General features: G+C 58.0%; 13 protein-coding genes. 10 read left to right on the top strand and 3 right to left on the bottom strand.

What is annotated here, in order from left to right:
- Positions 1-86: 86 nt before the first annotated feature.
- From rplS to IEU99_RS01765, 8 genes are all read left to right on the top strand, one after another.
- Positions 87-428, top strand: a complete 342-nt coding sequence (rplS, locus tag IEU99_RS01800; protein WP_123934483.1) for a 50S ribosomal protein L19 — start codon at positions 87-89, stop codon at positions 426-428.
- Positions 429-616: 188 nt separating this feature from the next.
- Complete coding sequence (lepB, locus tag IEU99_RS01795; RefSeq protein ID WP_229718335.1) at positions 617-1357, top strand: signal peptidase I; 741 nt, start codon at positions 617-619, stop codon at positions 1355-1357.
- Positions 1358-2002 carry a ribonuclease HII gene (locus tag IEU99_RS01790; protein WP_128889600.1) on the top strand — a complete coding sequence of 215 codons (645 nt, stop codon included), beginning with the start codon at positions 1358-1360 and terminating at the stop codon, positions 2000-2002.
- A gap of 13 nt (positions 2003-2015) precedes the next feature.
- The gene (locus IEU99_RS01785; RefSeq protein ID WP_128889601.1) at positions 2016-2321 is read left to right on the top strand and encodes a DUF2469 domain-containing protein; all 306 of its coding nucleotides are present in this window, start codon (positions 2016-2018) and stop codon (positions 2319-2321) included.
- Between the two features lie 346 nt (positions 2322-2667).
- Positions 2668-3018, top strand: coding sequence for a YraN family protein (locus IEU99_RS01780; RefSeq protein ID WP_128889602.1), 351 nt, complete (start codon positions 2668-2670; stop codon positions 3016-3018).
- Positions 3005-4501 carry a YifB family Mg chelatase-like AAA ATPase gene (locus IEU99_RS01775; RefSeq protein ID WP_128889603.1) on the top strand — a complete coding sequence of 499 codons (1497 nt, stop codon included), beginning with the start codon at positions 3005-3007 and terminating at the stop codon, positions 4499-4501. The genes IEU99_RS01780 and IEU99_RS01775 overlap by 14 nt, the downstream gene beginning before the upstream one ends.
- A complete protein-coding gene (gene dprA / locus IEU99_RS01770) occupies positions 4498-5652 on the top strand; it encodes a DNA-processing protein DprA (RefSeq protein ID WP_128889604.1) in 1155 nt (384 codons plus the stop codon). Before IEU99_RS01775 ends, dprA begins: the two co-directional genes overlap by 4 nt.
- An 11-nt stretch (positions 5653-5663) precedes the next feature.
- Positions 5664-6566 (top strand): tyrosine recombinase XerC, encoded by a 903-nt coding sequence (locus tag IEU99_RS01765; protein ID WP_128889605.1) that lies wholly within the window; start codon positions 5664-5666, stop codon positions 6564-6566.
- 35 nt (positions 6567-6601) lie between these two features.
- Here the strand turns inward: IEU99_RS01765 and IEU99_RS01760 are convergent, their stop codons facing one another.
- A complete protein-coding gene (locus IEU99_RS01760; RefSeq protein ID WP_128889606.1) occupies positions 6602-7111 on the bottom strand; it encodes a murein hydrolase activator EnvC family protein in 510 nt (169 codons plus the stop codon).
- 371 nt (positions 7112-7482) lie between these two features.
- On the opposite strand from IEU99_RS01760, the gene rpsB reads away from it, so the two are divergent.
- Positions 7483-8313: a 30S ribosomal protein S2 gene (gene rpsB, locus IEU99_RS01755; RefSeq protein WP_128889607.1), complete on the top strand. Its 831-nt coding sequence runs from the start codon at positions 7483-7485 to the stop codon at positions 8311-8313.
- 254 nt (positions 8314-8567) lie between these two features.
- Positions 8568-9395, top strand: coding sequence for a translation elongation factor Ts (gene tsf, locus IEU99_RS01750; protein ID WP_128889608.1), 828 nt, complete (start codon positions 8568-8570; stop codon positions 9393-9395).
- Between the two features lie 53 nt (positions 9396-9448).
- Here the strand turns inward: tsf and IEU99_RS01745 are convergent, their stop codons facing one another.
- Positions 9449-12862 carry a UvrD-helicase domain-containing protein gene (locus IEU99_RS01745; RefSeq protein ID WP_164931149.1) on the bottom strand — a complete coding sequence of 1138 codons (3414 nt, stop codon included), beginning with the start codon at positions 12860-12862 and terminating at the stop codon, positions 9449-9451.
- A 1-nt stretch (position 12863) separates the two neighbouring features.
- Entirely contained in the window at positions 12864-15665 is a 2802-nt protein-coding gene (locus IEU99_RS01740; RefSeq protein ID WP_128889610.1) for a PD-(D/E)XK nuclease family protein, read from the bottom strand.
- Positions 15666-15804 lie beyond the last annotated feature (139 nt).

The following is a 15804-nucleotide window of genomic DNA, read 5'->3' as shown; positions in this document are numbered from 1 at the left end:
TCCGGGCACGAACCAGCCGAGCGCCCCGTATAACAAGGGGAGATGCCGCTAGGGTCCTCTGTCCTAGAAACACATAAGGAATATTCATGAACATTCTTGACAAGGTCGATGCAGCGTCCATGCGCGACGATATCCCGGACTTCCGTCCCGGCGATACCCTCGACGTGCACGTAAAGGTGATCGAAGGTCAAAAGACCCGTACCCAGCTCTTCCGCGGCGTTGTGATTCGTCGCCAGGGTGCCGGCGTGCGTGAGACCTTCACCGTACGCAAGGTCTCCTTCGGTATTGGTGTGGAGCGTACCTTCCCGGTACACACCCCCAACATCGACAAGATCGAGGTCGTTTCCCGCGGCCGCGTGCGTCGCGCCAAGCTGTACTACCTGCGCGATCGCAAGGGCAAGGCAGCCAAGATTCGCGAGCGCCGCTAAGAGCGCATTGCTTAAAAAGACCCCTCCGGGGGTCTTTTTTTATTGCCAAATCACTCAGGTATCAGGCTTGAGCTGCTTGTCATAGGCGTTGGGGTGAAGACCAGGAATCTAGGAGGGCTTGCTCATTCGATGCGGATGGGATCTGGTTGGGGCAGGGGGACGTCGAAAAGCGAGGAAGCGGTGCTAGAGTGCAAGCCGTGAGTGAAGCCGAAAACCCCAAGGCCGAGAAGAAGCAACTTCCTTGGTACGTAGAAATCCCGCTGGTGATGTTTGTAACCCTGGCGGTTATTGTGTTGATTCAAACCTTCGTTGGCAGGCTCTATGTCATTCCAAGTGCCTCGATGGAGCCGACGTTGCATGGCTGCGCGGGTTGTACTGGGGATCGCATCATCGTGGATAAGCTCACCTACGATTTTTCCGATCCCAAACCGGGCGATGTAGTGGTGTTTAAAGGCACCGACTCCTGGAATGAGGGCTTTGTTAATCAACAATCCCAAAATCCCGTGACCTCCAAATTGCGCAATATCGCCTCCTGGGTCGGTTTGGCTTCAACGGATGAAAATGACCTGGTCAAGCGTGTGATTGCCACCGGTGGGCAAACGGTTCAGTGCCTTGAAGGAGATCAAGGTGTAAAGGTTGATGGCAAACTCATCGATCAATCCTTCGTGCAAAACCCACCCTCGAATCCTGTGCAAGGACCTGGGGGCTCTGAGGCCTGCGGTGGACCATATTTCGGCCCGGTGAAAGTGCCAGAGGGCAACTTGTGGGTGATGGGCGATAACCGAACCAACTCGGCAGATTCGCGCTATCACATGGGCGATCAGTACCAAGGCACCATTCCCGAAGACAATGTCATTGGCAAGGTCCGTTGGATCGTCTTCCCCTTCAACCGCATCCAAAGCGTCGATGCCTACGACCTCCAAGGCTAAGTGCGCACGCTGAAGCAATTGCGCACCTTCGATGTTGCGCTAGACAAAGCAGGCCTGGGGCCGGTCGCGGGAGTAGACGAGGCCGGCCGGGGAGCATGTTGTGGCCCTATCTCGATCGCCGCCTGCATCCTGCCACCGAAAATCCTGCCTGCCCTGGATGGTCTCACCGACTCCAAAGCCCTGTCACCTGCTCGCCGCAATTCGCTTTTCGACGCCATCCGTACCCACGCACTGGCGTATTCCATCGTGCATATCTCGGCTCAAGACATTGATGCCCATGGCATTCAACATGCCAATATCTCAGGAATGCGTCGCGCGGTGGCACAGCTTCACATACGACCCGGCTCCGTGCTCAGCGACGCCATGCGGGTAGAAGGCATGGAAACTGCGATGCTGCCGATGATTGGTGGCGATGCGGCCTCACGCAGCATTGCTGCTGCGAGCGTGTTGGCAAAAGTATCACGGGATAGGGCGATGGAGGCATTAGATCTTCGCTTCCCCAACTATGGATTAACAGCCCATAAGGGATATGGGACGAAGTCGCACATGGACGCGGTGCGCCGCCACGGTGCAAGCGAAGAACATCGTTATAGTTATGCCAATGTCCAGGCAGCACATCGCCACTGGCTAGAGCAGAACACCTAAAAAGGGGAGCACCATGAGCGCCGAAGACCTTGAAAACTATGAGGCAGAAGTCGAGCTTTCTCTCTACCGCGAATACCGCGATGTGGTGAGCCAATTCTCCTATGTAGTTGAGACGGATCGCCGTTTCTACCTCGCCAATGCGGTGGAATTGATCCCGCATACCGAAGGCAATGAGGTCTACTACGAGGTGCGCATGTCGGATGCATGGGTCTGGGATATGTACCGCGCAGCTCGATTCGTCCGTTATGTACGCGTGATTACCTACAAGGACGTCAATATCGAAGAGCTCGACAAACCCGATTTCGTGCTTCCCGACTAATTCCACCTCCTAGCACCAAGAGCGCGGCCAGGTGAGGTGCCTGCAGCCTCGCGCAGACAGGCGCTTTATGGGGTGGGCACTTGTCGAGCACCCTCGCGAGTACTGCTAAAAGCCGCGGATTTTTCGGGCGCTTAGGCCTTTGAGGTTCCCTAAGCGCCCATTTTTCTTTGTGCTGTGGAATTGTCCGCCAATCATTGCTGGGTGTTTGCCACCCGTGGTCGAAGTTATCCACAACTGCGACGCCCTTTTCCTTGAGGTATTGGCAAGAATCCTCCTGCTTGCCAAGACTTGAACTGCAACGGCACCACCAGGTACCAGCACGAAACGCTCAAGGGGGAAAACGTAAATGCCAACGGCAAAGAGCATGCAATTGGGTAAAGATGGTGAACATCGAGCCGCCCAAGACTACGAGACAACAGGGTTTGTGGTACTCCAGCGCAACGTCCTCACACCGTTTGGAGAGCTTGACTTGATCGTCGCTCGCGGTGAGGACGTGCGGATTGTCGAGGTAAAAACCCGCAGCAGCGCCGCATTCGGGGCCGAGCACTCGGTGAATCAGCAGAAATTTCGCCGCATGAAACGCGCCGCCGCGTGGTGGATGAGAAGACACAATATTTACTCGGTGAGCTTTGATGTTGTGGCCATTACCGCCGGCAATATCCAGCGATTTGAGGGGGTAGACCGTGGCGCTTGCTAAGACCTTAAGCGCCGCACTCAGCGGAGCGCAGGCCAATGTAGTTCGCGTCGAAGCCAATATCGGTCCCGGTTTACCTGGCACCTTCATTGTTGGGCTTGGCGACGCAGCCGTGGGCGAAGCCCGCGACCGACTCAAAACCGCCGCCGCGAATGCGAGGCTTTGCTGGCCTAAAACGAAGGTGATGGTCAATCTCTCTCCAGCGAGCATGCCCAAACATGGCACGATGATGGACCTTGCCATCTGCATGGCTATCCTCGGCGCCGGAGCCGAACGCTTTGATATCGAGCACGTGCTCTTCCTCGGAGAGGTAGGCCTCGATGGCCGGATCGCCGGGGTGCGTGGCGTTGCTGCCGGAATACTGGCTGCAGCAGATGCGAAGGTGCATATTGCGGTTGTGCCTCAAGCGAATGCTGAAGAAGCCGCATGCGTTGCCCCAGAGCACCTCACCGTCTTAGTCGGCGACAATATCGCGCAGGTGGCCAAGTGGTGCCAAGGGGAGGTCACCCTCGAACAAGCCCGGTCCACACAGCATGTGCCAACGCGCCACCTGAACATGCTCGATGTGGTGGGACAACAGCAAGCCAAGCGTGCTGCCATGATCGCTGCTGCCGGCGGGCATCACTTTATGATGATCGGCCCACCAGGTTCGGGGAAATCCATGATCGCCAAACGCTTTGCTGGTTTGCTACCACCACTGCCACCGGAACAAGAACGCGAATGCCGCGCCATCTGCTCAATTACGGGCGAAGAATTTTCCGGCCCGCCCTTTGTGGCTCCGCACCACAGCGTGAGCAAAGCATCCCTCTTGGGAGGCGGATCTGGACTACCCAAACCTGGTGCGGTAACCAAGGCGCATCGAGGCGTGTTGTTTTTAGATGAGGTCAGCGAAATAGCAGCCGGGGTACTCGATGCGTTACGCGTGCCGCTGGACCGCGGAAAAGTTGAGCTACTGCGAGCCAATGGCAGCATGAGCTTCCCAGCCCAATTCCAGCTTGTGCTAGCTGCAAACCCTTGCCGTTGTGGCGCAGCAGAGGCTCGCGACTGCGAATGCAAGCCGCAGCAGCGGGCAAGGTATTTGCAAAACCTTTCTGGGCCTTTGCGTGATCGCCTGGACATGGTGGTGCGCACTGAACCGAAGGGCAGTCTGAGGGAACTCAACGGCATGAGTAGTGAAGAAATGGCTCAAGGCGCAGCGCGAGCAAGGATGCGCGCGCAGCAGCGCTTTGCATCCATGGGAATGCATGCCACCAATAATGCACGGGTCCCGGCGGGGCGGTTGCGAAAAGATCTCCAAGCAGCCCCTGATGCTATGGCGCTGTTAGAAAGCTATTTGGCCGTGGGTGCCTTAAGCCAAAGAGCCGTGGATCGAACCCTCAGGCTGGCCTGGACGATTGCAGATCTAGCGGCATCAACAACGCCGAATATCGATCACGTTGCAGAAGCGTTGGAATATAACGCCACCATGCAGGAGTTGATCGCATGAGTCGTCGACAAGCTTGGGCATATGTCTCCCGAACCATTGAAGGACCAAGCCGAGACCTGCAAGCATTGCTTGCCCAAGGCCGAGATATCGAAGCCATTGCCTGCGGCATCAAGAAACGAGAACAGTGGTGTGGTGCGCTGTTGAAGCAAACGCAATCTCGCTACGCAGAGGATCGATCGCGTGAAGATCTCGCCACCATACAAGCACTCGGCGGCAGGCTGATCACCCCTGAAGATGAAGAGTGGCCCTGCGAGGCCTTTGACCAAGCCTTCGGATTTGCCGCCTCGGGTGCTAGTGAGCACTCCCGCTCCTATGCCGACGATGCCGTGGCACCCCATGCCCTCTGGGTGCGCGGCCAACACCTTGGAGCTTTAAGCCAACAGGCCATCGCGATGGTTGGCACCAGGGCAATTTCCTCCTATGGGCGCAGCGTGTGCAGCAGCATCGGGGAATATCTCGCCCAGCAACACTGGACCATTGTTTCCGGAGGTGCCCTCGGCGTGGATACAGCAGCGCACCAAGCGGCGCTGGGCGCAGGTGGGGCAACGGTCGCAGTTGCTGCATGCGGGCTCGATCGCTCCTATCCAGCCCGCAACGGAAAGCTCTTTGAGCAGATGCTTGAACGCGGCGCTGTGATCAGTGAATATCCGCCGGGTATGTCGCCACATCGGCATCGCTTTTTAACCAGAAATAGGCTCGTGGCGGCCCTGAGCGCAGGGGTTGTAGTGGTAGAAGCTGCGTGGAGAAGCGGTGCCTTAAATACCTTGTTGTGGGCTCAAGCTTTAGGCAAAGTCGCTATGGCCATTCCAGGTCCGATTAGCAGCGTGAATTCCCTTGGCTGCCACGAGAAAATCAAAAGCGGCGATGCGCAAATGGTGTGTTCGGGACAAGAAATCCTCGAGCTGACCCAACGCCTCGGCAGCGTCGATGCCACCGCGCAATACGAACTCGACTTCGCCGCTGATCCAATCCAACGCCTACCGCGCAATGAACTCCGCGTGTTCGATGCACTTTCCACTCGACCCCAGGGCGCCGAAGACATTTCCCAACAATCAGGTTTAAGCATGGCGCTCTGCATGCACTTGCTGGTCACCTTGGAACATAAAGGCTTAATCCAACGCGAGGGCGCGAGGTGGTTGCGAGCACAGTAGGCTAGGTGCCCATGAGCACCACGCAAATGCTTGAGCTTATCGACGACTACGCCGATCATTTGCGCTACGTACTTGGTAGATCCGAGGCCACCATCCGTGGCTATCGATCAGACCTGCGCGCCTTCGCCAACACCCGCCCAAGCCTTGAGGCCATGACCCTTGAAGATTGTCGCGATGCACTGGGCGAGGCGGTGGAAGCAGGTGCCTCCCGAGCGACGCTGGCTCGGCGTACCGCTGCGATGAAAGGATTTAGCTCCTGGCTGTTTGCCCAGGGCTACCTCTCACATGACGTAGCGGCGCGGCTGCAGGCCCCGAAAGTGGGCAACCACCTGCCAAAAGTGCTCAATGAACACACGGCTGCCCAAGTGGTGCACAAAGAAATTGGCGAGGATGCCACGCCAGCGAAGCAAGCAGAACTGCTGCGCGACCTTGCCATACTCGAATTGCTCTACGCCACAGGCATGCGCGTGGCTGAACTCGTCGCTTTGGATATTGCAGATGTGGATTGCTCAACGCGCATCGCCAAAGTTACAGGCAAAGGCAATAAACAGCGCATGGTGCCCTTTGGCAGGCAAGCAGCAGCAGCTATCAAGGCATGGCTTGAGCATGGGCGTCGCCACTTTGTGGATCCCAGCAGCGGCAACGCGCTATTTTTGGGCATTCGTGGAGGTCGGCTCAACGTTCGCCAGGTGCGCAGACTCGTGCAAGCCCAAGGTGATCGCGCCGGGGTAGAAGGTTTAGGGCCGCACGCGTTGCGCCACAGCGCAGCAACCCATCTCCTTGATCACGGTGCTGATCTGCGTGTGGTGCAAGAGCTGCTTGGGCATTCCTCCCTGCAAACCACCCAGATTTACACCCACGTCAGTGCCGCACGGCTACAGGAGGCATTCAAGCAAGCCCACCCTCGTGCCTAAAACCCACACGATGCAGGTGGGGAACAGGTGAGGATCTAGGGCCGAGCGGGTGTGGCTTCGGCGTGTATGGGTTTGAGCCTGATCACGGGTATATCAAGCAGGGACAGGGGATTGATATAGCTTTTCGGCCCTGTTTTGATCCCCCAATGCAGCCCAGGGTGAGTGCCATCTGTAGCCACAAGCGTGCCGATCACCTCTCCTGATTTCACGGAGTCGCCTTTCGCCACCACCGCCTGTATGGGCTGGTAGGTGCTACGAAGCCCGTCAGGATGATCGATCGATAACACTGGTGTGCCGGCCACCATGCCCGCGAATGCCACCACACCATCCTCGGTGGCCAGAATTGGGCTTCCTGGTGCAAGTGCAAGGTCGACCCCGCGATGCCCCGGAAGCCAATCGTGTTCGCCGACGCGAAAACCTTGAAGCACTCTTCCTGGGGCATTGGTGCCGGTGGCGGGGGAGACGTAGGCGATGGCTGCTGGGGGTGCGCCAAATACGCTTGCTAGGAGCAGCGCAAGGGCGATGAGCTTTGAGATGTTCCGCATGCCCCAAGGGTGTGCTGCGGGTGCACGGTTTTCTATTCGGCCCTGCTTTGCCTGTGGAAAATGTGATGGGTGGTGTTGGTGGTGCTCAAGGTTTCACAATTGGAAAAAGATTTTGGAATTCCTGCAGGCAGCAGATAAGATCGACCCTCAGCAGTGTGCCTGCGCAGTCTTGTGCTGTGCAATATAGGCCGCTGACTACGCGCGACCGCGAAGGTATCAGCCCTTTCATAGGTGAGTACCACCGGCGGCCACGAGGTCCCATTACGCCTGTTGAGCGTGTTGGGTGTGGCCTATGGAGCGTCGGTAGCCAGGGCGCGGGGAGAACCCGCGCAAGTACAGATAACCGAACCACATACTTGAAAAGGAGCACCATGGCTGTTGTAACCATGCGTGAACTGCTCGATGCTGGTGTGCACTTTGGCCACCAGACCCGTCGTTGGAACCCGAAGATGCGTCGTTTCATCTTCACCGACCGCAACGGCATCTACATCATCGACCTGCAGCAGACCCTGACCTACATCGATGAGGCCTACGAATTCGTCAAGGAGACTGTTGCTCACGGCGGCACCATCCTCTACGTCGGCACCAAGAAGCAGGCTCAGGAAGCTGTGAAGAACCAGGCTGAGCGCGTTGGTATGCCTTATGTGAACCACCGCTGGCTCGGCGGCATGCTCACCAACTTCCAGACCGTGTCCAAGCGTCTGCACCGCATGAAGGAACTGCAGGCAATGGACGCTGCTGAGGGTGGCTACGAGGGCCGCACCAAGAAGGAAGTTCTGATGCTCACCCGTGAGCGCCAGAAGCTCGAGCGCGTGCTCGGCGGTATCGCCGACATGACCAAGGTGCCTTCCGCAATGTGGATCGTAGACACCAACAAGGAGCACATCGCCGTCAACGAGGCACACAAGCTCAACATCCCCGTAGTTGCCATCCTGGACACCAACTGCGACCCGGACGTTGTGAACTACCCCGTGCCCGGCAACGACGACTCCATCGGCTCCATCGACGTGCTCACCCGCGTGATCTCCTCCGCTGTTTCTGCTGGTAAGCAGGCTCGCGAGGAGCGCCAGTTGGCTGCACAGAAGGAAGCTGCCGGCGACGCCGAGAAGACTGAGGTTGCCGCCAAGGTTGAGGCTTCCGAAGAGGTTGCTGCCAAGGTGGAAGCCCCCAAGGCAGAAGCTGCAGAGGCTAAGTCTGAGTAATAGCTAGCTCATGCCAGTAACCAAAGGCCCCAACCTCACGCGGCATTGTGCTGCTTGGCTGGGGTCTTGCATGTTGTTATACGCATGACAAGGCACGGCACTGCAACAGTGCGAGCTGTTGCAAAAAGTATGTGGTTGCGCCGTAACCACGCAACACTGAAACATCACCAAGCCAGCGCATCTTGTCGCGTTTGGTTAGTGTAAACAGTGACCACAACGTACAACATCCCTATACAAGGAGGGTCGCCCCAAATATGGCGAACTACACCGCTGCTGATGTGAAGAAGCTTCGCGAGCTAACCGGCTCCGGCATGCTCGACTGCAAGAAGGCACTCGAGGAAACCGACGGCGACTTCGACAAGGCTGTTGAGATCCTGCGCATCAAGGGCGCTAAGGACGTGGGCAAGCGCGCTGAGCGCAACGCCCTTGAAGGCCTGATCGCTGTGTCCGGCAACACCATGGTCGAGATCAACTCCGAGACCGACTTCGTTGCTAAGAACGCTGAGTTCAAGGAATTCGCTCAGAAGGTTGCCGACGCTGCCGCTGCAGTGAAGGCTAACTCCCCCGAGGAGCTTGCTGCTGCTGAGGTCGATGGCAAGCCCGCTGGCGAGGCTGTGCAAGAGCTCTCCGCCAAGATCGGCGAGAAGCTCGAGCTGCGTCGTGCTGTGACCCTCGAGGGCGAGAACCTCTCCGTGTACCTGCACCACCGTGCAGCCGACCTGCCTCCGGCAGTTGGCGTGCTGGTTGCTTACACCGGCGAGGGCGAAGAGGCCAAGGCTGCTGCACACGCAGCCGCAATGCAGGTTGCTGCCCTCAAGGCTCAGTACCTGACCCGCGAGGATGTTCCTGCTGAGGTTGTAGAAAACGAGCGTTCCATCGCCGAGCAGATCACCCGCGACGAGGGCAAGCCCGAGCAGGCTATCCCGAAGATCGTTGAGGGTCGCCTCGGTGGCTTCTACAAGGACGTCGTGCTGCTTGAGCAGGCTTCCGTTGCTGATAGCAAGAAGACCGTCAAGCAGGTCATGGATGAAGCTGGCGTTACCCTGACCGGCTTCGTTCGTTACGAGGTTGGCCAGCACTAATTCCTGGCTAACAGAGCTTTTTGCCCGCCCCTTGGGGCGGGCATTTGCTTTGCTTATCGACGTTCCACGCGCACCTGTGGGCCGTTGTGGCCAAGGAAAATCAGCTCACAGCGGGCGACGCGAATGCCCTTGGCCTTTTCCACGATCCGCGCGTACACCTCGAGCTGCAAGAAGTAGCTGCTGATGGTCTCAGGGGTAGCAACGCGATCGGTTTTATAATCCGCGATGACCCACTCGTCGTTTTCGTCGAGATACAGCACATCGATGATGCCTTCGACAGCAACGTCATCGATGCGGTCGAACACTGGGAGTTCGCGATAGGCCTTCTGAGACCGCAAGCTTTGCTGATAAGGCTCGGACGCAGCGAAGCATTCAACGGCACTGACCACATCAGTGATTGCTTGTGCATCGAGGTCGTGAATTGGCGCGATGGCCTCTGCAAGTGCCTGGGCGTTTTCGCCCTCTGGCAGCAGCTCCATCACCTCGTGCACCGCGGAACCAAAGGCCGTACCACCGGCTGTTTTTAGCTCGGTATTGCCATGAATCTTGGTGTGGCCATCGTGCCCGTTTGCCAGCAATGCGCGTAACCTCGCGCCGGTGGCAAGCGTTGCCGAAGTGACCTGTTCTGCCTCGGGCTCGGCGACTTCTTCAGCGTGGGCGATGGCGGTCACCGAAATTCTCGGCGCCTGCTGCGCGGCGCGAGCAAGGTGTTCTTGCAGGTTGGCCACGTGACGCTGTGCCTGATCAAAGTCCAGCTCCTGGGGTGCCTGCGTGTCTTTTGCCAGTGTCTGACTGCCACCAGGCAACTTATCAGCACTGACCATTGGCAAGTGGTGGGGGATGTTTTGGATGGCGTCATACAACATGGCCCCGTAGAACTTCGTAGAGGCTTTGCCTTTGGATTTCAACGCAAGTTCCAGCGGAATGGCCAAAGTATTGCGTGCTCGGGTGGCAGCTACGTACAGCAGGCGGATCGCCTCAAATTGAGCCGCGAGCTTTTCGTATTCGTACATGGCCTCATAGCCGGCAGTGGTGAAGCTGCCCAGCTTGAACTCGAGCACTTGGCTCTGCTTGTCTAGGCCTTGCGCCGGCACTTGATGCGACTTGTGGTGCGCCATGCCGGCCATAATCACCATGGGGAACTCGCGGCCCTTGGAGCGGTGAATCGTCATCACGCGGACGCCCTTGGTGCCATTGTCTAACACCGGTTCCGCCACACCTTGGGAACTTGCGGCTTGCTGTTCAGCCCAGTGCACGAATTCCCGCAAACCAAGGCCGGTGCTTGCAACGAATTCCTCTGTAATCTGCAGCAGCAGGCTCACACGAGGTAAGTTCGCGCGCTGGCTGTGATCGGATGCTAATGCCTCGCGCACCGCGGAGGATTGCACCAGCTCTGCCATGAACACATGCAGTGGCACTTTCCGAGTTCGCAGGTGTTGCTGCTGTAGCCACGTTTTTGCTTGTGACACCGGGTGATCTGCTGGAGGATCATCTAGCTGGTGATACTGGGCTAGTTCGCGGTCGCTGCAGCCGAGGATGGCCGAGCGTAGCGCAGCAACTTGGGTGAACTTATCGGCTGGGTCCGCGATGGCGCGCAGCACGGTGAGCAGCTCATTGATCTCTGGGGCGTTGAAGAGTTGAGTCGAGCCTTCAGAGACATAGGGAATGCCCTCGGTTATAAGGAGATCGATCACGCGGCGCGCGATGGTGTGCGTGGGCACCAGGATGGCGATGTCTTCCAACTCCAGCGGGGCAGTGCCTCCCGGGGCGTCCTTGAGGTACTCGCCAAATTCATTAGCCATGGTCGCCTTGATCAACGAGGCAATATCGGCCATCTCAATTTCGCGGTGTGGGCTGCTGTCTGAGCCCATGGTGCCGATAGCCTCTACGGCTTCTTCATTGCGCAGGATCAACACCTGGCCTGGCCGGTCCCCGGATGAATCCGGGTACTCCATCGGCACATAATCCACTGCACTTGGGGCCTGCTCCGACTTTTCGGCCGTGTGGGCAGCTTGGGCGAACAGTTCTCCGAACATCAGGTTCACGCCATCGACAACTGCTGGCGCTGAGCGGAAATTGTTGGCCAAGTGCACGACGCTGTGGCCCTGCTCGCCATAAGAGGGAAAGTTCTCTCGGGCGTGCATGTAGGTATCCAAGTCCGCGTTGCGGAAGCGATAGATGGACTGCTTGGGATCACCAACTAAGAACAGCTTGCCGGGGCTCGGGTGTTGCCCAGCACCCCGAGCGATATGTTCGAGGATCTCAAGCTGGGCTGGGTCGGTGTCTTGGAATTCATCCACGCAGATGGTGTGGAAGCGCTCGTGTAAGGCTTGAGCGATCTCCGGCTTACGCACCAGACGCTGGGCCAGATAGATCATGTCGTGGAATTCGATCATGCCGGTGCGACAGCGCTGCTGTGCAAGCTCTACGGTGCGGGCCGCCAAGACGGCACGGACCTGGGTCAATGCGCGGTGGACTGGGCCTAGGCGCTTGATCTCTAGATTGTGGAGCTCATCCCGGATGGTGTCTTTGACCTGCTGAGGTGACATCCCATTCCAGTGCTTGGCAGCACCGCCGCGGAAATCCATGCGAGGCTCTACAAAGCGCTCTGGATGTGCCCCGTCTTCCAAATGGCGAAGTAACTCGCCGTGGAGGGGAGCCACCACGTTCATAAAGAGCTTGTCCGCGGGGTTAGTGCACAACCCTGCGAGTTCTTCTACGCGTTGGAGCATGCCACGCAGGTAATCCACGGTGAGGTGACCACCTGGGTGGATCGGTTCGATCAGAGTTTGGTCGAGTTCACCCCAGTGCGCATCCATCCACCCCACAACATTGCCAAGTTGGTTGACGCGGACTTCATGAGCGGTCAGGCATTCGAGTGCGCCGCGCAGATCCGCGCCGCTGACAGGAACGGGTAGGGCGTCGACGAGCTTGGTGGTCTCTGCGTGCCCCTGCATGGACGCGCTCAGCAGCGCGAGGGTGTCGCTAATGCGCTCGGCGCTGGCGACGTCGGCAAGCAAATCATTGGACTTTTCCACCCTTGGTGGCAAGCCTGCCTCAAGCGGGAAGATCTTGAGAATGCGCATGCAAAAGGAGTGCAGCGTTTCGATCGCAGCGCCAGGGAGCGCTTCAAGGGCTTCGCTGGCGCGTTGTTTGGCCTGCTCAACATCGGAGAAGGTGCGTGCGCTGGCGTGCTTGATATCTAATTGGCCGGTTTGGGCGATCTCAGCGAAGTTGCGTCGCAGGCGTGTAACCAGCTCCGCTGCGGCGGATTCGGTGAAGGTGATGGCCACAATGCGCGAGATTGGCACGCCGCGTTCGATAACCAACGTGATGATTCTGCTGACCAGTTGGAAGGTTTTGCCGGAGCCGGCACCTGCCTCGACAAAGATGGATTCATCAACCTGGTTCGTAATCAGGTGACGGTTGAAATTGTCCATGTTGTTGGGATCTGGTTGTTGCACCACGTTATTGCTCCTGGTCTTCGGCGATGTCAAGCGGGGTGAACCCCAACAATTGCAGTTTGGATGCGGCGGCGGCTGTGCTGGCTCCAAGGCGCACGGCGCGTTCATTCATGATCGGATTGCCCGAAATCTCATAAGGCGGGAAAGCACCCTCGGCAATAAACGAGGTGATCTTGTTCAGCCGGTGTTCTAGTTCCGCCTGCGCGTTGGCGTCGTAGATAATCCGGATGAGCTCGAAGTCCTCATTGAGGAAGAAGAGGTAGCCCGAGGTAATGGTGATTGGGTAGCCATTGACGTTGATCTTGGCTACTTCCTTGGCTAGCTCTGCCAGTGGGCCTTCCGTGATTGCTCCTGCCAAGGCCTGTCGGATGGCTTCACCATAGGCAGCGAGCTGGAAGCGATAGCCGTGTTTGGCATTGCCCGTGTACTCGTCGCCGCTGAACGCCGCCTTGTACTTTTGGGGGTTGCCGGATTTGTAGTCTAGGACGGCGAGCACTGCTTGCTGGCTTTCGTGGTCGATGTGCAGATCAACACGGTCGATCACGCCACCAAGGGTGAGGGTGTGCCCATTGTCCAAAGGGATCTTCAACGGTGGCGAATCGGCGGCGTCGTGGACGCGACCAAACGGCACCTCAACACCAATAGGTCGCCATGTTTTTGATCGTGCGATTTCGAGTTTGACAAAGGCATCGCTGATTCGCAGCACCTCAGATTGGAAGGCCTGCCACATGACGTCTGGGATGGAGGAATCGCGGCGTGCATCGAGCTCTTCCACCGCGATCTCGCGCATGCGCAGCACGCCTGCATTGAAGTCCACATCGCTATAGCGGTGCTTCAGGGAGGCGACATCGAGCCACATTTCGCGGATCCAGCGTTCAAACACGCGGTGGTAGACGGTGCCGCGATCTCGGGCATCGATCTCGGCAGCACCAAAGGAATCCTCTAATACCCTTTGGCCAAGGATGCGCTCGATAAAGAACACGAGCGGATCTTGGGTAAAAAGCTCAAGCGCGGAGGTCGATAGCTGCTGTTCCAGTACCGCCTTGCTATAGCCTGGGCCGATCCAACCATTAAAGGCAGCGCCATCGCCTGCCCATTCGCCTTCGTGGCGGGCCAGCATGGTGTGCGTGAAGCGCTGCACCTGGTCTTTGGTCTCAGCCCCAAGACCACCTGCGAGCAGGTTGAGATCAAACTCGGTTGCCGGCAGCGCTTTAGCCTGGTGCCATTCTTCAATCAACGGGCCGTGATGCTGTATTTCGCCATCGGCCCAGGGGGAGCGTTCCACCACTGCAGATCCCTTAAGCAAGCTGCGCGGATGGCTAACCAGCACCCTGCTCGAGGCAGTGAGTGCGTGACGGAAGGCGCGTTCGCGCCGATCCAGGAATGCCTTGGAAGTGTTGCCGGACTGCTCGGGGGTGATGGCAGCGTTGGTTCCGAGCGATCCGGGAAGTGCATCATCACTGGCCCCGCACACGATGCAGAGTTGCAGGGATCGACCCACCAAGCCTTCGAGGCTAGTGAGTTGCACCATGCCCTGTTGGGTGGAGGCTAAGGGGGTGCGGAGAGCTTGATCGCTGAGCTCGGCGAGCATCACCGCGCTGGCATCAAGTTGGTGTTGGCGCATGGTGTCGAGCAGTCGATTGAAAAATGCCTGCTCTTCTGCATTCATCTTGCGCAGCAGGGATCCACGAAGCTCACCGAGTGCCTCGGCAAGGCCTGCCAAGCTTTCAGCTTGGTGGAGTGCTTCCAGTTGCTGTGCCAAGTCATGAACAAAACGTTTGATCTCCGCCACTGTCTCGTGTTCATCTGCTTCTTCGATCCAATCCTCACCCTGGTTCAGGGTGGCAAGCCCACGGGAGGCGAAGTCGAAGGCGCTCATGCTCGGGGCATCTTTGAGGATTCCGGAGGCAAGCAATGCAGCGATTTCAGGCCGCGGCATAAGCGTGGGGTCCAGCAAGAGCAGTTGTCGAATTCCGCGGGCAAAGGGCTCTTGGGCCCAGGTGTGCGGATTGAGTGCGCTAAAAGGAATGCCGGCGCGTTCTAGTGCCTGGTGCAGTGTCCCCATCTGGCTGTGGCTGCAGTAGGCTATCGCGATGGCGTGCAGCGGTACACCATTGGCTACTGCTTCTAGTACCTGCGCTGCTGCAAAGTCTGCTTCGTCGCCATCAGAGACGAAACTGTGGTGCTCAACTACGGTCTTTTCAGTTACCGCGGGGAATTCCACCCGGTGCAGGGCATCATTGGGAAGCTGCTCGATAAACCATTCGCTTAGCGTGTCAAAGGCAATGTCGCCGGCTAAGACAAATTGCGTTCCGCGCTCGGGGGCGCGCTCAATTAGGAATTCAGCCACATCGGGCAAGGTGAACCACTGTGTTGCGCATTCCTCGCCGATTGTGTGCGCAAGTTTGGCTACGGCAGCAGGCAGGCGGGTATCACCATGGGCGTCGCGGCGCTGTTTGGGCAGGTTCAGCAGGGCCAGCACGGCGTCGGCAAGCGCTTCGCGAGTAACCGCCTCATCATTGATAGCTTGGCGGTGGAACTCGGTTTCTTCTGCATCGTCTTGGAGCGCGGCGGTAACTTTGACGGCTACATCGCGAAGTTGCAGCGGGCGGCGAGGTGCTAAAAAGCGCCCGGATTCCATTAAGTACTGACGGATCCCGCTGACCTGCACCCCGGCCCAGGCCCCAGCCTTGCTGATCTCAGTGATCACATCGTCGCGGGCATGTTGGCCACAGAGCACCACGATCTCAGCCTCGGGGTGTGCTTGGCGGATGGATTCTAAAGCTGCGTTGAGCGATTGCTTCATCGTGTTACCTTGGCGTCGATCTTCAGCCTCTGGGGGCTGTGCATGGGCTTTGAACTAGTACATAGGTTACCTGGCTACCTCCGATAAACCCCCGAAAGAATCGAACACCTGTTCCTTTTTTGGCGGCTTCTTGGCTCTG

This window comes from Corynebacterium pelargi (genome assembly GCF_014635485.1).
Taxonomy (GTDB): Bacteria; Actinomycetota; Actinomycetes; order Mycobacteriales; family Mycobacteriaceae; genus Corynebacterium; species Corynebacterium pelargi.
This window is presented reverse-complemented; position numbering and strand designations above follow the sequence as displayed.